The following is an 18545-nucleotide window of genomic DNA, read 5'->3' on the forward strand; positions in this document are numbered from 1 at the left end:
ATCACCTTCGCACCCCCAGATCCCGAGGGCCCGATGACCAAGATGAACCCCGCCGATCCGCTGCAATACGCCGCCGCGCTGCGCCGTCAGCGGACCCGCGCGCCGCGGGTGGTCCTGTATTCGCACGACACTCTGGGCTTTGGTCACCTGCGGCGCAACATGCTGCTGGCGCAGGCGATCCGCGACTGCGGTCACGACCCCGAGGTGCTGCTGGTGGCCGGCATGCGCGAGGCCGGGGCATTCGCCCTGCCCGCGGGCGTCGACTGCCTAACGCTGCCGGCCTATGCCAAGGCCTCGGACGGCACATATCATGCCCGCGACCTGGGGATCGGGGTCGACGCGCTGTGCGACATCCGCGCGGCGACGATCCGGGCCGCCGTCAAGAACTTTCAGCCCGACCTGATGATCGTCGACAACGTCCCCCGCGGTGCCCAGTACGAACTGGGGCCGACCCTGCGCGCACTGAAGCGGTCGGGCCGCACGCGGATCGTGCTGGGGCTGCGCGACATCATCGACCGGCCGTCCGTCATGCGCCAGCAATGGCTGCGCCAGCGCAATTTCGAGGCGCTGCAGGAGCATTACGACGACATCTGGGTCTATGGCGACCCGGCGTTCTTTGCCACGGCCGACGAATACGGGCTGGGCCCCGAACTGTCCGCCCGCGTGACCTATACCGGCTATCTGGACCAGCGGGCGCGCCTGTCGCCCGATGCGCAGGGGGCCGACCCGCTGCAGGTGACGGGGGGCGATGCGCGCCCGTTCGTTTTGTGCCAGGTGGGCGGCGGGCGCGACGGGGTGGCCCTGTGCACGGCCTTCGCCGCGGCGCCCATGCCCGCGGGCCATCAGGGCATCCTGATCACCGGCACGCAGATGCCGCCCGAGGCACGGGCCCGCGTGGCGGCGCTGGCGCAGGGCCGGACCGACCTGACCGTGGTCGATTTCGTGGCCGAACCGGTAGGGCTGGCCGCGCGTGCGGCGGCGCTTGTGGCGATGTGCGGTTACAACACCGCCTGCGAGATGATGTCGTTCGGCCTGCCGTCGCTGGTGGTGCCGCGGGTCCGGCCGCGCACCGAACAACTGATCCGCGCGCAGCGCATGCAGGATCGCGGCATCGCCGACATGATCCATCCCGATGCGCTGTCGCCCGCCGCCATCGGCGACTGGCTGGGCCGCGCGGTCACCCGGCAGGCCGGACCCCGCGGCGTGGACCTGGACGGGCTGTCGCGCGTCACCGCGATGGCCACGCGGATGCTGGCCCCCCGCAAATCCCTGCGCCGCCTGGCCTGAAGACCCGACACAAGGAACCGTCCTCCCATGTCCGCACCCAAGATCGGCTATGTCCTCAAGCGCTATCCCCGCTACTCCGAGACGTTCATCGTCAACGAGATCCTGGCGCACGAGGCCGCGGGCCAGCCGATCGAGATCTTCTCGCTACGCCCGGTCGAGGAGACGCACTTTCAGGACAACCTGGGCAAGGTCCGCGCGCCCGTCACCCGACTGACCGAACGGCTGAAGAACCCCGACGCGTTCTGGCGGCTGATGATGCGCGCCCGGGCCGGGCTGCCCGCGGCGTCATGGACCCTGCTGGGCCAGATGAAGAACAGCAGCGGCCAGGATGTCGCGCAGGCGCTGGAGCTGGCGCTGGCCTGCCGCGAACGCGGGGTGGCGCATCTGCACGCGCATTTCGGCACCGTGTCCACGACGGTTGCGCGGCTGGCGGCACAGCTGGCGGGGATCGGCTATACCTTCACGGCGCATGCCAAGGACATCTATTTCGACTACGAGGAAAACATCCGCCTGGACGAGAAGCTGCGCGACGCGGCCCATGTCGTCACCGTGTCGGATTACAATGTCGGCTATCTGGAACAGCGGTTCGGCCAGGACGCGACCAATGTCAGCCGCATCTACAACGGCCTGGACCTGGACCGTTTCGCCCATCAGAACCCCGCACCCGATGCGACCGACATCCTGGCGGTCGGACGCCTGGTCGAGAAGAAGGGGTTCCACATCCTGATCGAGGCCGTACGCCTGCTGCGCGACCGGGGCCGCAGCGTGCGCTGCACCATCGTGGGCGGCGGGGACGAGGCGTCCTATCTGGCGGCCCAGATCGCCGCCGCCGACTTGGGCGATGCGGTCACCCTGGCAGGCCTGCGTCCGCAATCCGAGGTGATCGCGATGATGCGCCAGGCTGCCGTCTTCGCCTGCCCCTGCGTGGTGGGCCACGACGGCAACCGCGACGGCCTGCCCACCGTCCTGCTGGAGGCGATGGCCCTGGGAACGCCCTGCGTCTCGACCGCCGTCACCGGCATCCCGGAACTGGTCCGCGACGGGCAGACCGGGTTCTGCGTCCCGGAAGGCGACCCCCAGGCGCTGGCCACGGCGCTTGCGCGGATGCTGGACGATGCGGACCTGCGGCAGCGGTTCTCGACCGCGGGACGCGCGTTGATCGCGCAGGAATTCGACCAGCACGTCAACGCCGCGCGGCTTCGCGCCATCTGGCACGACGCCATCGCGGGCACCGACCTTCCCCAGCAGAGGTCCGCGTGATGCACGTTGCCTATGTCACCACCGATCCTGGCATTCCGCCCTTCGGCACCAAGGGTGCGTCGATCCATGTGCAATCCGTGCTGCGGGTGCTGCTGGCGATGGGCCACCGGGTGACGCTGTTCTCTCCGTGCCTGGCGGTGGCGCCGGCGGCGGAGTTCGCGACGGTGGCGCTGCACCCCCTGCCCGGCGCGCCGCGTGGCGACGACGCGGAAGCGCGTGCCGCTTGGGCGTTGGCGCTGAACGAGACGGTCGCTGCGGCGCTGACGCAGGCGGGGCCGTTCGACCTGGTCTATGAACGCCACGCGCTGTTCGCGCATGGGGCGATAGAATGGGCCAGTCGCGGCGGTGTGCCGTCTGCCCTGGAACTGAACGCCCCCCTGATCGCCGAGCAGACCCGTCACCGCCACATGGTCCGCCAGTCGGACGCCCAAGCCAGCGCCCGCCGGGCATTCGGGGCCGCCCGTCTGGTCGCGGCCGTGTCGGCGGCGGCGGCGGATTACGCCCGCGACCTGGGGGCCCTGCCCGACCGGGTGGCGGTCATCCCCAACGGCGTCGATGCGGCACGTTTCGACGGCAGCCCTGCGCCGGATGGGCCGTTCACCTTGGGCTTCGTCGGCACGCTGAAGCCTTGGCACGACACCGCGACCCTGGTCGAGGCCTTTGCCCTGCTGCGACGGGGGCCCGTTCCCGATGCGCGCCTGCTGATCGTGGGTGACGGGCCGCAACGGGCGGCGATCCTGGACCGGTTGGACCAGTTGTCCCTGTCGGACGCGGCCCACCTGACGGGGGCGGTCCAGCCCGACCAGATCCCCGGCTGGCTGGCGCGGATGCATGTCGCCACGGCCCCCTATCGGGCCGATCAGCCGTTCTATTTCTCTCCGCTAAAGCTCTACGAATACATGGCTGCGGGGCTGCCCGTGGTGGCCAGCGACGTGGGCGATCTGGCCCAGGTGCTGGACCGGGGCCGACTTGGCGTCACCGTGGTACCGGATGATCCGGACGCCCTGGCCGCGGCCCTTGCGGGTCTGGCCCGCGATCCCGCGGCGGCCACCGCGATGGGCGCACGCGCCCGCGCCGAGGTTCTGGCCCATCACGGGTGGGACCGCATCGTGTCCCGCATCATCGCCCGTGCCGGCGCCGCAGGACAGGAGGCCGCGTGATGTCACGATCGCGTCCCGAGACGCTGACGGAATCGCTGCCGGGCCTGCGCCGCGTGCTGCGTCGGTTTGCCCCCTATCTGCGCCCGCATCGGGCGGTGCTGGCGGGGGCGACCATCGCGCTGGTCAGCGCGACGCTGATGCGGCTGCTGGAACCCTGGCCGCTGAAATTTGTCATCGACCGCGTGGTGCCGTCCGGCACGGCGGGAACAGGCGGATCGGGGGTCGCGGCGGTGGATACGCTGGACCCCATGACGCTTCTGGCGCTGTGCGCGGTTGGCTTGGTGGGCATTATCGGGCTGCGCGCGCTGTTCCAGTACCTGGCGACCATCGGCTTCGCGATCGTCGGCAACCGGGTGCTGACCCAGGTCCGCGGCGACCTGTTCCGGCACCTGCAGGGACTGTCGCTTGGCTTTCACACCCGGTCCAAGGCGGGCGATTTGACCATGCGCCTGATCGGCGACGTGGCCATGCTCAAGGAGACTGCCGTCACTGCCGCCCTGCCGCTGGCCGCAAACGTGCTGGTCCTGCTGGGCATGGTCGCCGTCATGATGGTGCTGGACTGGCAGCTGGCGCTGATCGCGCTGATTCCGCTACCGGTTCTGTGGTTCGCGTCCATCCGCGCAGGAAAGAAGATTCAGGCCGCCAGCCGCAAGCAGCGCAAGGTCGAGGGCCAGATGGCCGCCACCGCGGCCGAGGCGATGTCCTCCATGCGCACGGTTCAGGCCCTGTCGATCGAGGATCGCGCGGCCGACACCTTCTCCGGCGCGAACGGCACCAGCATGGCGGGCGACGTGCGGGCCAAGCGCATCGCGGCGGGACTGGAACGGCTGGTCGACCTGCTGGTCGCCTGCGCCATCGCGCTGGTTCTTTATTTCGGCACGTTGCAGGTGCTGCGCGGGCGGCTGACGCCGGGCGACCTGCTGGTCTTCATCACCTATCTCAAGGCAACGTTCCGGCCCATCCGGGGCTATGCCAAATACGCGTCCCGTCTGGCCAAGGCCAGCGCCGCGGGCGAGCGGGTCGTCCAGTTGCTGGACGAGGTGCCCGAGATCCGCGACCGCACCGATGCCGTGGCCGCCCCCGCCTATGCCGGCCGGATCACCTTCGACGGCCTGACCTTTGGCTATGGCGGGGGTCGACCCACGCTGGACGGGCTGACGCTGGACATTCCGGCGGGCACGAATGTGGCGCTGACCGGGCCGTCCGGGGCGGGCAAGTCCACGCTGGCCGGACTGCTTCTGCGCCTTTACGATCCGTCGGGCGGGCGCATCCTGATCGACGGGCAGGACATCCGCGACGTGACGATGACCAGCCTGCGCCGCCAGATCGGCTTTGTCCCACAGGAGACGGTCCTGTTCAGCGGCACGTTGGCCGACAACATCGCCTTGGGCGCGGGCCGCGACGTCACCCGGGACGAGATCGAGGCTGCAGCCCGCCTGGCCAACGCGCATGACTTTATCGCGGCCCTGCCCGACGGCTATGACGCCCAGGTCGCGGAGCGCGGCGCCACCCTGTCCGCAGGTCAGCGCCAGCGCATCGCCATTGCCCGCGCCGCCCTGCGCCGCTGTCCGGTGCTAGTCCTGGACGAGCCCACGACCGGCTTGGACAGCAGCAACGAGGCCACCGTGTCCGAGGCGATCTGGCGCCTGGCCAAGGGCCGCACCAGCCTGCTGATCACCCATGATCTGTCTCAGGCCGCCCGCGCGGACCGCATCGTGTTCCTGGAGGCGGGCCGGGTGGCCGAACAGGGCAGCCATGCCGACCTGCTGGCGCGCGGCGGACGCTATGCCCGTCTGTGGGCGCTGCAGGGTCGTGGTCAGGATGGGGGGGCGCTGCGTGCTGTCGCCGGCTGATCGCGCGATCTGCGACCGAGATCCGGCGCTGGTCGGTCTGCCGCTGATGCTGGACGCGCAGGCGATGGCGGCGGCCTTGGGGCGTGACGCCTTGCAGCCGGCCTATCTGCGCTACAAACCCGGGGTCAGCTGCGTCGCGTCGTTCCTGTCCGCGGACGGAGAGGCGCTGGCCGCCTATGCCTATGCCCCCGATCGGTATGCCGAGGAAAGCCGCCGGTCCCGTTGGCGCGACAACCTCGATGTCGTGATGCTGCCCGACCGCGGCGTGATCGTCATCCCGGCGCGGCTGGACCGTCATCTGCGCAGCCTTGCGCGGTTCCTGGACCCTGCACGGCGACAGGACGCCCTGCGGCGCGTGACCGGTGTGCCGCCGCATCTGGCCGCGGGCGACCTGATCCTGCTGCGCTACAAGCCGGGGCGACGGCTGGTGGCCCGCCTCGACCTTGACGGCCAGCCGCGAGGGGTTCTGAAGATCATGGCCGGGGCGGGCTTTGACCAGGCGCTTGTCGGCGCGACTGCGGCCATGGCGCATGGGCAGGCCGCCCTGCTGGGGGCCGACAGCGGCTTGCGCGCGATGATGACCGCGTGGGTGCCGGGCCGCCCCGTCTGCCCGCAGATGACCGGTCACGCGCCCGACGCGGACACCTGCACGCGGATCGGCGCGGCGCTGGCCGCTCTGCATGCCGATCCGTTCCGACCCGCCGCCGCATGGAGCGCCCAGGCTGATGCAAGGTCGGTCCTGACCGCCGCCGCCGATCTTGCGCCGCTGGATCCCGAGCTGAGCGTCCTAGCCCATGACATCGCGACCGATCTGGCCGACCGGCTGGCCCAGGCCACGTTCGATCCGGTGATGGTGCACGGCGATTTCAGCGCGGATCAGGTGGTGATGGGGGCCGATGGTCTGGTCATCCTGGACTGGGACAACGCCGGCTGCGGCGATCCGGCCCGCGATCTGGGCAGCTTCCTGGCCCGGATCGATGCGCAGGTGGTGGACGGGATCCTGTCGCGCGTCCAGGCCGATGCCATAGCGGGCGCGGTCCTGCGCGGCTATGGCGGCGGGCCCGTCACGCTGCCCCTCCACCATGCCCGCGCCCTGATGTTGCTGGTGACCGAGGGGTTTCGTGCCCGCCATCCCGACTGGACTGCGCGCGCGCGGACCCTCTTGGACCGTGCGGCCCAGGTCATGCGCGGCGTATCCTCGGACCCCGCCATGCCACAGCTGGACGCCGCCCTGGACCCAGACCAAGCGCGGCCCGCGCTGCAGGCGGCGACGGGGCTTGATCTCACGGGCCGGCCCCAACTCCTCCGCCACAAGCCAGGCCGCAGGGCACTGGTCCGCTATCCGACTGGCGGGGCGACCACGGCCATCCTGGGCAAGCTGCGTGCCAAGGGGACGGATGTCCGCATGCCCGCCATCCACGATGCCCTGCGCGGTGCCGGTCTGGACGGTCGGGCACCGCACGGGGCGGGTGTCCCGCGCGCCCGCGGCATCGTCGACACGATGCGGATGTGGTTGCAGGACGAGGTGCCCGGCCGCCCCCTGACCCTGACGGATGTCGCGGCGATGGCGCGAACCGGGATGGCGCTGGCCCATCTGCACAACGTGCCGCCCGTCACCGACCGCCGCTGGACCCACGCGGACGAGCTGTCGGTCCTGGATCGCGCCCTGACCCAGGCGGCAGAGCTGTTGCCCGCGCGAAAGGCGGAACTGCGGCGCATCCTGCACGCCGCCAGGGATCGGATGGGCCGGCTTCGCGACGACCAGCATTGCGGCATCCATCGCGATTTCTATTTCGACCAGGTGCTGATCGCCGATGCGCAGGTCTGGCTGGTCGATCTGGACCTGTATGCGGTGGGCGACCCGGCGGTGGACCTTGGCAATTTCCTGGCGCATCTGGACGAATACGCCCTGCGGACCACGGGCGACGTCGCCGCGCTGAGCGCATCGGCCCGGGCCTTCCTGGACGGCTATGCCGGCATCCGCCCCCTGCCCTGCCCCCGGCGCATCGCAACCATGCGCACGCTGTCGCTGGCCCGCCACATCCGCATCAGCCTTCGTTTCGATGATCGCAGGCACACCACGGACTCGCTGATCGAGCAGTCCCTCAGAGCCTGCGCCACCTGCCACCAGCCAACCTGATTCCCAAGAGAGACCCTGCGCATGGACCGTATCGGCCCCCTGCTGATTGCCACGACCCTGTCCCTTCCCGTCCCGGCCCTGGCCGACCCGCCCGCGATCGAGTTCCGTCGGTCGCTGCAGCTGGACCTGGCCTATGAACGGCAGACGGATGATGGCGACCGGGACCGTGAGGGGGCCGTCAGCCCGCTGTTCCGCCTGATCGGCGAGGTCGCGTCAGAGGAAACCTGGTCCGGCTTCTTCGAATTCGACGTCTTCTCCGAACGGGTCTGGGAACGCGGAGAGCCGCGCAGCACGACCAACACCGCGCGCGTCAATCAGGCGTATCTGCAGTATGACGACGGCTTTCGCATTCGCGCCGGGCGCTGGCTGTACCGCGACGAACGCGAATGGCTGATCGACGAGAACATCGACGGTGTCATGGCCCGCTTCGACGCGGGCCCGGTACGCATCGACGCGCTGGCAGGCCGCGTGGGCTGGCTGCCCCGCACCCTGTTCGAGCCGGGGTCGCGCGGCGACCGCATCGCCTATTACGGCCTGCTTGCGCAGATGGAACCCGTTGATGACCGGTTTGTCGAGGCCTTCGCCATCCTTGGCGACGACCGCGAGAGGGGCGCCGGAGAGCAGCTGTCCCTGGGCCTGCGATCCTGGGGAGAGTTAGGCGACGGCCTGACCTATTGGGCGGATGCGGGGCTGTCGCGCGGATCGGACGACGACCGCCGCCTGAAGGGATACGGGTTCGACATCGGCGCGACCCGCCTGTGGGATGATCACGACCTGCAGCCGCGCGTGACGGTGGCCTTTGCCCAAGGCAGCGGCGACGGCGACCCCGACGACGGCACCGACCGCGCCTATCGCCAGACCGGGCTGCAGTCGAACGAGGCGCGTCTTGGCGGGTTCGCCAAGCTGAAATACTATGGCGAGGCGCTTGATCCCGATCTGAGCGACATCCGCATCGCGACCGCCGGCGTCGGCCTGACCGCAAACGACGCGGTATCGGTCGATCTGCTGTACCACCACTATCGCCGCGTATCGGTGACACAGGGACAGGACAGCCACCTGGGCGACGCGCTGGACCTGGTCCTGGGCCTTCGTCCGACCGATGCACTGGAAATCGACGCAGCGATCGGCTGGTTCGCCGGGGGGTCCGACGCGGCCGATCCAGACCGCGGCATGGCTGCCCGGATCGAGATGGAATACGCGTTCTGATGCGCCTGCCAGCGGGCATGCAGGGCCAGGAAAGTTTTCGCGGAACGGAGCGAGCGGGCGGGCCGTTGATGCGGGAGCTGTGAAAACAGGCAATCGTGCGGACGACCCGTGACCGTGCGCCTGCCCAAGCAAGGACAAAGCGTATGACCAAGATCGTGTACGAGATCGTCGAGCATGACGGTGGCTGGGCCTACAAGCTGGACGACGTATTCTCGGAAACCTATCCCACAAAGGAACAGGCGACCGCCGCCGCCAACGACGTCGCCGCGCGGCAACAGTTGAGCGGCGAGTCGGAGGTCGTCCAGTACCAGGACGAAAAGGGCACCTGGCGCGAGGAGGACGTCTCGGGCGACGACCGCCCCGAGGTCGACGTCCGCGACGGCGCGAAATAAGCAGGATAGGCCTTAAAGTTGACAGCGTCGGCGCAAACCCCTGTGCCGACGCTGATATTTCCGTCGCCGCAAGACCGCTACCCTGCGACGCCCTCGTTGAGGGGCGCTAAAGTTGACTATTTTCGTTGCCGACCTGATCCGGCGGTGCTATCGGCCCCGCAACGTCATACACGATCAGGCAGCAGACCATGCACCAGCCCCCCCGATTCATCCTTGCGGCCTTGGCCTGTCTTGCAGCGCCCGCGACGCTGTGGGCCGAACCGACGCAGTATCCGCTGACGCTGGAGAACTGCGGCGTTGAGATCACCATCGAACAGGCGCCGCAGAATGCCGTGGCCTTGGGCCAGAACAGCGCCGAGATCCTGCTGATGCTGGGGCTGCAGGACAGGTTGGCCGCGTCGGCCTTCTGGCCCACCAAGGTGCTGCCCGAGCTGGAAGAGGCGAATGCCGCCGTCGAGATCTTGACCGTCGAACAGCCCACGCTGGAGGGGATCCTGACCAAAGAGCCGGACTTCGTGGCGGCACAGTTGCCGCTGCTGCTGGGCGATGACAGCAAGGTCGCCAAGCGACAGGACTTTGCCGATCTGGGCATTCCAAGCTATCTGTCGCCCGGCATCTGCAACACCCGCGACGATGCCGGCGACATCTATGGCAGCCGTGATCAGCTGTGGAACATGGATCTTCTGTACCAGGAGATCGACGAGCTGTCGCGCATCTTTGACGTGGCCGATCGCGGGCAGGCGCTGATCGCCGACTTCCGCAAGCGCGAGGCTGACCTGCGGGCGCGGTTCGACCGCGACGATGACACGACCTTCCTGTTCTGGTTCTCCAGCCCCTCTGCCGGAGAGGACGCCTATCTGGGCGGCAAGAACGGTGCATCGGGCTTCATCGCCGGCCTGCTGGGCGGCCGCAACGCGATCACGACCGAGGCGGAATGGCCGACCGTCGGGTGGGAGGGCATCATCGCCGCCGATCCGACCTATATCGTCGCCGCATCGCTGGACCGCGACCGGTGGGACCTGGACCGCGCCGACAACAAGATTGCGTTTTTGGAAAGCGACCCCTCGGTCAGCCAGATGCCCGCGGTGCAGCAGGGCCACATTCTGACCATGAACGGCGCGGCGATGAACCCGACGATCCGCACCATCTATGGCGCCGAGGAGCTGGCCCGTCAGCTGGACGCGCTGCAGGGGAAATGAGCGTTTCGGCCCATCGCGGCAGGGGCGGTTTCGCCGCCCTGCTGATGATCGCGACCGCGGCCCTGACGGTCGCGGTGGCTTTGGCCGTCAGCATTGGAGAGATGCGGATCCCGCTGGCGACCGTCGGCCTGTCGGCCACCAACCACCTGGGCTGGACCGATGCGCAGATCAGCCGCATCCAGGACAGCGTGATCTGGGATCTGCGTCTCAGCCGGGCGCTGGTCGCGGCGCTGTGCGGGGCGGGATTGGCGATCTGCGGTGCGATCCTGCAATCGCTGCTGCGCAATACCTTGGCCGAGCCCTATGTGCTGGGCGTGTCCGCCGGTGCGTCCACGGGGGCCGTGGCGGTGATCATCCTGGGCGTCGGCGCGGGCACCGTGTCGCTGTCGGCCGGCGCCTTTGCCGGGGCGCTGGCGGCCTTTGCCTTTGTGGCGCTGCTGTCGGATGGCGGGCGCGGCGGGCCGGATCGCACGATCCTGGCCGGGGTCGCGGCCGCACAGCTGTTCAACGCGCTGACCGCCTATGTTGTCACCACCTCGGGCAACGCTCAGCAGGCGCGTGACGTGATGTTCTGGCTGCTGGGCAGCTTTGGCGGCGTGCGCTGGCCGGAATTCCAGCTGCTGGCCGTGGTGATGCTGATCGGGCTTGTCGTCTGCATCTGGTATGCACACGCGCTGGATGCCTTCACCTTCGGCGACGACGCGGCCGCATCCATGGGGATCGCGGTGGGCCGGGTGCGGATCGTCCTGTTCGCGACGACGGCGTTGATCACCGCGACCATCGTCAGCATGGTCGGATCCATCGGCTTTGTCGGGCTGGTCGTCCCCCACGCGGTGCGGTTCCTGATCGGGCCGGGACACATGCGTCTGCTGCCCGCCTGCGCGGTGGTCGGCGCGGTCTTCATGGTCCTGGCCGACATCGTCTCGCGCAGCGTGATGACCCAGCAGACCCTGCCCATCGGCATCGTCACCGCGCTGGTGGGCGTCCCGTGCTTTTCACTGATCCTGTACCGCGCGAGGGCCACGGCATGAGCATCGCAGCCACCAACCTGTCCTGGGGCGTCGGGCGCAAGGCGATCCTGCATGACGTGTCGCTGCGCGTTCAGCCGGGCACGATCCTGGGGCTGTTGGGGCCGAACGGGTCGGGCAAGTCCTCTCTGCTGCGGCTGTTGGCGGGGCTGCGGCGGCCGGACCGGGGCCAGGTCACGCTGGATGGACAGGACATCGCGGGAATGCGCCGGCGCGACCTGGCACGGCGCGTGGCTCTGGTCCAGCAGCACGCGCAGACCGAAATGAACGTGACCGTCCAGGAGGTCGTGATGCTGGGACGGACACCCCACCGCGCGCCTCTGGCGGGATGTTCGACGGCCGACATGATCGCGGTCGAACGGGCGCTGGAACAGGTCGACATGACCGCGTTCCGCCATGAAAGCTGGCAGGGCCTGTCGGGCGGCGAGCGTCAGCGCGTCCAGATCGCCCGTGCCCTGGCCCAGCAGCCCCGAGAGCTGTTCCTGGACGAGCCGACCAATCATCTGGACATCCAGCATCAGCTGGACCTGCTGCGGCTGGTTTCCAGACTTGGGCTGACCAGCATCGTGGCGCTGCACGATCTGAACCACGCGGCCATGTTCTGCGACCGCCTGCTGGTGCTTGACCAGGGCCGCGTCGTGGCGGATGGTCCCCCGGCCGAGGTGCTGACGCAGGACCTGTTGGCCGACGTGTTTCGGGTGACATGCGATTTCCATCACGCGCGCGACGGACGGCGTCACATCCTGTTCCAGTAAGACCGTCGGTCGGACCGACAACCTGGACGGAAAGACATGGCGCCTTCCGCAATTAAGCGTTGAAATTAAGCGATTTTTTGCCGTTCAGCTGGGATAACCGGAACTTGACGTGACACGCGGGCGGGGTCCGTTATGCATCCCACAACGCGTGCAACGCCCTGGTGGCTGATCAAGGTGCCGGGATGCACGCATCACAGCAAAGGCCCGTGACATGACCCAACGCCGCAGCCAGCTGACAGCCCGCCTTGGGGCGCTGACCATGACCGCCTGCCTGATCGCCGCGCAGGCGGGGGCGCAGGGCAACACGGGGGGCATTCCCACTGCGCAGGACATCTGGCGGCACCTGCCGCCCCTGCCCGGCCAGGCTGCCGCGCCCGAACCGCAGCCGGCGCCCGAAGCACCCCCGGCGCCCCGACCCGAGCGGGCGGCACCGGTGGAACCCGCTCCCCGCACGCCGGTCGCCGTCGCGCCACCCAGCCCGCCTGTCGCGGCGCCGGTACCCGTGCCCGTCGCGCCATCACCGGCGCCCGTGCCGGTTCCTGTGCCTGTGCCCGTTGCGCCATCGCCGGTGCCCGTCTCACCTCCCGGTGCACCCGTGTTCACGCAACCCCCTGCCACGACAGCCCCCGTGCCGTGGAATGGCATCCCCGCGGCGACACCGTCCTTCGGATCGCGGACATTGGCGCAGGCGCGGGTCGTGATCCACTATCCCGAACGTGGCGGGTTCGAGCGTTCGCAGGAGATCAGCCGCCTTCTGCGCGCCCTGGGCACCGCCGAGGTCGAGACCCGTCCCGTCCGCTACGCGGTGGACCGCCAGAGCATCCGCTATTTTCAGGACGCCGACCGCGAGGTTTCCGGGACCATCGCCGACCTGATCGGCGGGGGTGGCCGGGCGACGGTGGCAGACTTCACCTTCTTCCGCCCCACCCCGCGGGACGGCACGATCGAAATCTGGCTGCCGTGATTGGGGGCGTCTGTATTGGCGCCTCCGGAGAGCGGAATACTTTGGCGTAAAGCCAGGGCGATCGTGACTTGCCTTTCCGGGTTGGCTGGCCTTTCCACTATAAAACAGGCCATGAAATCGCCAGCGCCTAGTACTGGGCGTCTCGATTGCGCTGGCCTGCCGATCATTTGAAAGCTCAGTATACTTGCAGTTTTCCTGAACGCTCCAGTGGTGCCGAAAGCGACAAGCTCTACTCCAATATTCGCTACATGGTTGATAGATTATTTTTCGATCAACCTTTTGGAGAATATGACTTGACCATCCATGGAGGTAAAAGAAATCAAATATGCTGTTCTATACTTCAAAGTCCGGGCAGGACTTTCCATTATGCTTATGCGCCACGGCATCAACAGATGCAACGCCGTCTGCGCTAATTACACCTAGAAGGACATTTTGAGATACCAAAAGGATTAACGTGGAGACGTACACTATTTAGTGGATATCGTTCTCAAAATTCGAAGACCATTAAATTACATGAAGTTGATTTATAATGAAAATTCCAAAAATTGCCTTGCGAATATTCTATCCCTATCCTTAACGCATCTGTCAGTCATACCATAAACACAAGCCCATACTGGTGTAATTTAAAAAATTCTGAATTTTAAGCGATCATACTAAAGACCCCTAAATAATATATATGCCACATATTGTCTCGGAGCGTCTGTAAAGGGTTCAACAGAGGCGTTCATCACGGCATCGCCATACCGCCGGACAATACCAACAATTGACATGCACTTTTCAGGGACCTGAGCAGGTGGCCGATGGACCCTCGCGCCATTCTTGTTTACCTTGGTTAACAGAGCATTTCGATTGTGTGGCATCCGTTTCGGTATGCTTGGACCTCGTGCCTTGGTGGAGAGAGCAGTGGACAACGCCTTTGATACACTGTCCTGCCCCTGCTTCGCGTCGGCACCGGGCCGGCATCAACTGTATCTGACCGAAGCGCATCGCGATCATCTGGCGATGATCAAGGCCTGGACCAAGTTCGACCGTGGGCTGCTGGTCTTGTCGGGGCCGGCCCGGATCGGGAAGACGGTCCTGACGTCGGAGTTCATCGCGCAATCCTCCGGTGACATGAAAATCGGACGGGTCACGCTGGATCGTCCGGGCATGGATCTGTCGCAGGAAGTGCCTAAGGCGTTCGGCATCAGTTCCCCTGACCCGTTGACGGAACTGACACGGCTTCTGGAGAAAGGGCGCTCGACCTACCGGAAATGTGTCCTGATCGTCGACAATGCGCATCTGTTGTCCGAACCCTCCAAGGAATTTCTGGAGGAGATCACGGCCGCCTCGGGCTTGCCGCAGCCGCTGTATGTCCTGCTGGTCGGACGTGGAGAGGCCGCCGCCCTGCTCGACCCCCCAATTCATGAGGAGTTGCGGCGCAGGATCGGGGGGCATCTGCGGATGCAGCCCCTGACGCAGGCAGAGACCGCCGACTATATCGCGCATCGCTTCCGCATCCGGAAATGCCCCTGTCACGGGGGACGCCAGCCGTTCGATGCCGGCGGGCTTTGGCTGATCCATGAGGCATCCGGCGGCAATCCCGGCCAGATCGACCGCCTGGTGCGGCACTGCCTGTCCCGGGAGCGCATGGCTCCAGGCGGCCGGATGGACGAAGTGTTCGTCCATGCCTGTCTGTCCGACTTGGCGCAGGCCGGGACCCTGCCCCACCCGTTGCCCGATCTGCCTGCAGGCGGGTACCGCGATGAAGCGGCATCCATCGAAGAACCCGCTGCACCGCCGTCTTTTCCGGAACCCTATGTCGGGACGGCGCCCGCGGGGCATGTGCCCTTGCTGCTGGAGGAGCCGCCCGCGCGTCGGTGGCAGACGCCCGCCCTGGCCGGCGCGGCCGTGATCGGTCTTGTCGCAGTCGGCGGCTATCTGCTGACCCCGGACCGGGCGCCCGTCGATCAGGACGCGGAAACTCCGGCGGTGGTTGTCCAAGCACCCGAAGCGGCGCCCCCTACACCCGCGCCCATCGCACCGGAACCCGTAGCCGAGCCCACCCCGCGGCAGGCCGCGATCGTGACGGAGGTCGAGGAGAATGCCCCGGACGCGCAGATCCTCCTGACGCAGGCGCTCGAGGCGGATATCGTCGATCAGGCGGCGGCGCTGGCGCTGTACAAGCGTGCTGCGCTGTGGGGCAACGAACGGGCCGCGTACTATCTGGGTCAGCTGTACGAGACCGGCATCGGGGTCGAGGCCGATCCGAACAGCGCCCGCGCATGGTATCGCAAGGCACCCGATATCTCGGGCGCCGTTGCACGGCTGCGCGAGCTTGATGTCGCCGATGCGTCCCCCGCAGAGGTCTCCGGCATGCCCACCCCGAACCGCCAGACCATCCTGACGGCAGGTCAGTCCGAACTGTACTGGTCCGCACCCGATGGGCCGGACCCGGTGCAGTACCGCGTGGAATTCAACGTCGAAGGATCGGAGCAGATCGAACAGATCGACACCGACCTGACAGCTGCCCTGATCGAACAGCCCGTCGCACGGTGGCGGGTCGCGGCCCTGCGCGCCGACGGTACGCCCGGCCCGGCATCGGACTGGGCGGTGCCGACGGCGCCCTGATCAGCAGCCCAGAACGGCGCAGATGTTGCGGCGATAGGCGGCGTTGGCCTCGCTGTCGGTCGGCGTCTCGGCCTCTGGCGCGACGGGGGTGCAACTGGGCACATATTCCGGGTCGATCCCCCGGTTCACGCAGGTCGAGATGTCCCAGCCCGGCGGAATGTCGGTCAGGTCGACCGACTGCCATTTTGCATGACCGTCGGAGCGTAGGGTGTCGATGTTCGACAGGATCAGCGACGAAAGGTCCGACACGCCGCGGCAGCTGGCCTGATGATAGCGGTTGCCGCGCGGATCGTATTCATAGGTCATCAGCACCGCCTTGACGGCGACCAGGTCCACCGGGTCCGGCTGAAAGGCATAGGTCCCGCCTGCCAGCGTCGCCGGGGTATAGACCGCCTGCAGCGTGTCATCCTGGATCGGCAGCAGGTGGAACTGCTCTCCGTCGATCTCGTTTTCGGCATACAGCGCGGCCGGCGCCCCCGCGACATAGAAGAAGGCATCGATGTCGCCCGCTTCCAGCTGCGGCAGCGCATCGCCGGGTGCGATGGGCAGCACCTCGGCCGGTTCGATGCCGGCCAGAGAGATCATCAGCGATGCGGTCAGATAGGTGCCGCTGTCTTCGACCCCGATGGCGACCCGCTTGCCGTTCAGCCCGCCGAAGTCGGCGATGTCGCGGCGCGCCAGGATGTGGACTTCCTCCTCGTACAGGGGAAAGGCGATCCGAACGCCGGCGATGGCCCGCGCCACGGCAGGATCATCGCTTGCGAATGTCTGCATGTACTCCAGCACGTCGTTCTGGACGATGCCGAACTGAGTGTTGGGGCGCTGACGCACGGCCAGGAAATTCTCCAGCGAGCCGGCCGATTCGACGACCTCCAGGTTCTGGCCGCATTGCTGCATCAGGCCGCTCAGGTCGCGACCGATCTGGATATAGGTGCCGGTCGGCGATCCGGTCATGATCGTCATGTCGGCGTTCTGGGCATGGCCTGCGACGGACATGCCGGACGCCACGCAGATCCCGAAGGCAAGGCGTTGCAGAAGCTTGGAAATTGGCATCGTCGTCTCTTTCCGCTTGAGGAATGTCAGCATCCGTCCAGCCCGGCCAGAAGGACAAGCAACGCTTGGCGGTTGATGGGGTTCTGGACCTCGCGCAGCGCGTCGATGGTGCACTGGCCTTCGACCAGCAGGTCGCGCAGCCGGTCGCGCGACGCCTGTGATTGCGGAAGACCGGGCGTGGTGGCCAGGATGGCGCTGACCTGATCCGCGTCCCGCGGTTGCAGAGCCAAGCCGTCGTCACCGGTGACCGCCAGTTGCGCGTCTGCCGCAGGTTCCTGCGTTGCCACGGGGGCCGGTTCGGCGGGCGCATCCGTCGGCGGCTCGGGGGCGGCTGCCTGCCCCGGCTCAGCCTGCTGTGCGGCCAGGTCGCTGCTCAGCGTCTCGATCTGCGTCTGCAGCGCTGCGGCACGCTCCTCCTGCGCGGCGATCTGTGAGGCAAGGCTCTCGGACCGGTCCAGCTCGGCCTGCATCGCGTCGCGACGCGTGGTCAGCTCCGCCAGTTCCGATTGCACTGCATTCAACTCGGCCACGGCCGCGGCCGCTTGTTCCTCCTGCTCCGCGATTTGCGCGGAGAGGTTTTCGGACTGCTCCAACTCAGCCTGCATCGCATCGCGACGCGTGGTCAGCTCTGCCAGTTCCGTCTGGAGCGCATTCAGCTGCGCCTCCGCAGCGGCAGCCTGCTCCTCTCGCTCCGCAACCTGCGTGGAGAGGCCTTCCGCCTCCTCAAGCTCCGTCTGCATCGCATCGCGACGGGCAGTCAATTCCGAGAGTTCCGTCTGAACTTCGTCCAACTGGGCCTGAGCGGCGGCCATCTGATCCTCCCGCTCTGCAACCTGTGCAGAGAGGCCTTCGGATTGCTCCAGTTCCGCCCGCGCCGCGTCGCGACGTGTCGTCAGCTCAGCCAGTTCAGCCTGCGCGGCGGCCAGCTGTGCCTCGACGGCAGCAGCCTGTTCCTGTCTCTCCGCAACCTCTGCAGAAAGGCTTTCGGACCGCTCCAATTCCGCCTGCATCGCATCGCGACGCGTTGTCAGATCGGCCAGCTCCACACGCATCGCGTCAAGCTGCGGTTCAATCTCCTGCCGCGCAGAGGTCATCTCGACACGGCTGGCGGTGGCGGCTGCTATCTCCTCCTCAAGCACGGCAAGTCTCTGTGCCTGCTCCTGCTCGGTCACGCGAAGATCTTCCGTCCGTTGAGCCAGCTCCTCCGCCTCGGCGCGCCGCGCTTCGAGGGTGGTGTTCAGTTCTTCAAGTTCCGCCTCAGCCGCCGCGATCCGGGTTCTCAGATCAGCTTCCTGCATCTCTGCACTCTCGGTGCCGCTTTGAACCGTGCCCTGGTTCTCTTGCGCGCCGGCAAGGCTCTCCTGCTCCTGCGCAAGCTGGCCGGTCGCCGCCTCGATCCTGGCCGTCAGGTCGCTCAGCTCCGTGCGCGCTGCCTCGACCTGAGGCTCCAGCTCGGCAGCCTCAAGCTCCATTTGCGCGATGATCTGACGCAAGGCCTGCGCCTGCGCGGCCAGGTCATCCGGCGTCGCCTGCGCCGATGCCAAGGGAGCCGTCCCCATAAAGCCGACCGCTGCCAGAGCGGCTATCGGAACACGAGAAAACACGAACACAATTAAAATCCTCCGTAGTTTCATAATG

The 18545-nt window shown here is 67.3% G+C and carries 14 protein-coding genes; 12 read left to right on the forward strand and 2 right to left on the reverse strand.

What is annotated here, in order from left to right; translation table 11 throughout:
• The first annotated feature begins 33 nt into the window (after nt 1–33).
• The 12 genes from LZ686_RS02475 to LZ686_RS02530 all read left to right on the forward strand — a co-directional run bounded on the left by LZ686_RS02475 (nt 34) and on the right by LZ686_RS02530 (nt 15854).
• Nucleotides 34–1287 (forward strand): glycosyltransferase family protein, encoded by a 1254-nt coding sequence (locus tag LZ686_RS02475; protein WP_349546887.1) that lies wholly within the window; start codon nt 34–36, stop codon nt 1285–1287.
• A gap of 27 nt (nt 1288–1314) precedes the next feature.
• Nucleotides 1315–2547, forward strand: a complete 1233-nt coding sequence (locus LZ686_RS02480) for a glycosyltransferase family 4 protein (protein WP_349546888.1) — start codon at nt 1315–1317, stop codon at nt 2545–2547.
• Nucleotides 2547–3707 (forward strand): glycosyltransferase family 4 protein, encoded by a 1161-nt coding sequence (locus LZ686_RS02485; RefSeq protein ID WP_349546889.1) that lies wholly within the window; start codon nt 2547–2549, stop codon nt 3705–3707. The genes LZ686_RS02480 and LZ686_RS02485 overlap by 1 nt, the downstream gene beginning before the upstream one ends.
• On the forward strand, nt 3707–5560 hold the full coding sequence (locus LZ686_RS02490) for an ABC transporter ATP-binding protein (RefSeq protein ID WP_349546890.1): 1854 nt from the start codon (nt 3707–3709) through the stop codon (nt 5558–5560). The genes LZ686_RS02485 and LZ686_RS02490 overlap by 1 nt, the downstream gene beginning before the upstream one ends.
• A complete protein-coding gene (locus tag LZ686_RS02495; protein WP_349546891.1) occupies nt 5544–7700 on the forward strand; it encodes a phosphotransferase in 2157 nt (718 codons plus the stop codon). Before LZ686_RS02490 ends, LZ686_RS02495 begins: the two co-directional genes overlap by 17 nt.
• Before the next feature lie 21 nt (nt 7701–7721).
• Nucleotides 7722–8906 (forward strand): alginate export family protein, encoded by a 1185-nt coding sequence (locus tag LZ686_RS02500; RefSeq protein ID WP_349546892.1) that lies wholly within the window; start codon nt 7722–7724, stop codon nt 8904–8906.
• A 143-nt stretch (nt 8907–9049) separates the two neighbouring features.
• A complete protein-coding gene (locus tag LZ686_RS02505) occupies nt 9050–9298 on the forward strand; it encodes a DUF2188 domain-containing protein (RefSeq protein WP_217845918.1) in 249 nt (82 codons plus the stop codon).
• 188 nt (nt 9299–9486) lie between these two features.
• Entirely contained in the window at nt 9487–10497 is a 1011-nt protein-coding gene (locus LZ686_RS02510; RefSeq protein ID WP_349546893.1) for an ABC transporter substrate-binding protein, read from the forward strand.
• Nucleotides 10494–11528 carry a FecCD family ABC transporter permease gene (locus tag LZ686_RS02515; protein WP_045998917.1) on the forward strand — a complete coding sequence of 345 codons (1035 nt, stop codon included), beginning with the start codon at nt 10494–10496 and terminating at the stop codon, nt 11526–11528. Before LZ686_RS02510 ends, LZ686_RS02515 begins: the two co-directional genes overlap by 4 nt.
• Nucleotides 11525–12280 (forward strand): ABC transporter ATP-binding protein, encoded by a 756-nt coding sequence (locus LZ686_RS02520; RefSeq protein ID WP_127898783.1) that lies wholly within the window; start codon nt 11525–11527, stop codon nt 12278–12280. The genes LZ686_RS02515 and LZ686_RS02520 overlap by 4 nt, the downstream gene beginning before the upstream one ends.
• 211 nt (nt 12281–12491) lie before the next feature.
• A complete protein-coding gene (locus LZ686_RS02525) occupies nt 12492–13244 on the forward strand; it encodes a hypothetical protein (RefSeq protein ID WP_349546894.1) in 753 nt (250 codons plus the stop codon).
• 903 nt (nt 13245–14147) lie between these two features.
• Nucleotides 14148–15854 carry an AAA family ATPase gene (locus LZ686_RS02530; protein WP_349546895.1) on the forward strand — a complete coding sequence of 569 codons (1707 nt, stop codon included), beginning with the start codon at nt 14148–14150 and terminating at the stop codon, nt 15852–15854.
• On the opposite strand, the gene LZ686_RS02535 is transcribed toward LZ686_RS02530, so the two are convergent.
• Nucleotides 15855–16907, reverse strand: a complete 1053-nt coding sequence (locus LZ686_RS02535; protein ID WP_127898787.1) for a TAXI family TRAP transporter solute-binding subunit — start codon at nt 16905–16907, stop codon at nt 15855–15857.
• A 26-nt stretch (nt 16908–16933) separates the two neighbouring features.
• Nucleotides 16934–18451: a coiled-coil domain-containing protein gene (locus LZ686_RS02540; protein WP_349546896.1), complete on the reverse strand. Its 1518-nt coding sequence runs from the start codon at nt 18449–18451 to the stop codon at nt 16934–16936.
• Between the last annotated feature and the right edge of the window lie 94 nt (nt 18452–18545).

The sequence above is a fragment of the Paracoccus sp. NFXS7 genome (assembly GCF_040148865.1).
In the GTDB taxonomy this organism is placed as follows: domain Bacteria; phylum Pseudomonadota; class Alphaproteobacteria; order Rhodobacterales; family Rhodobacteraceae; genus Paracoccus; species Paracoccus marcusii.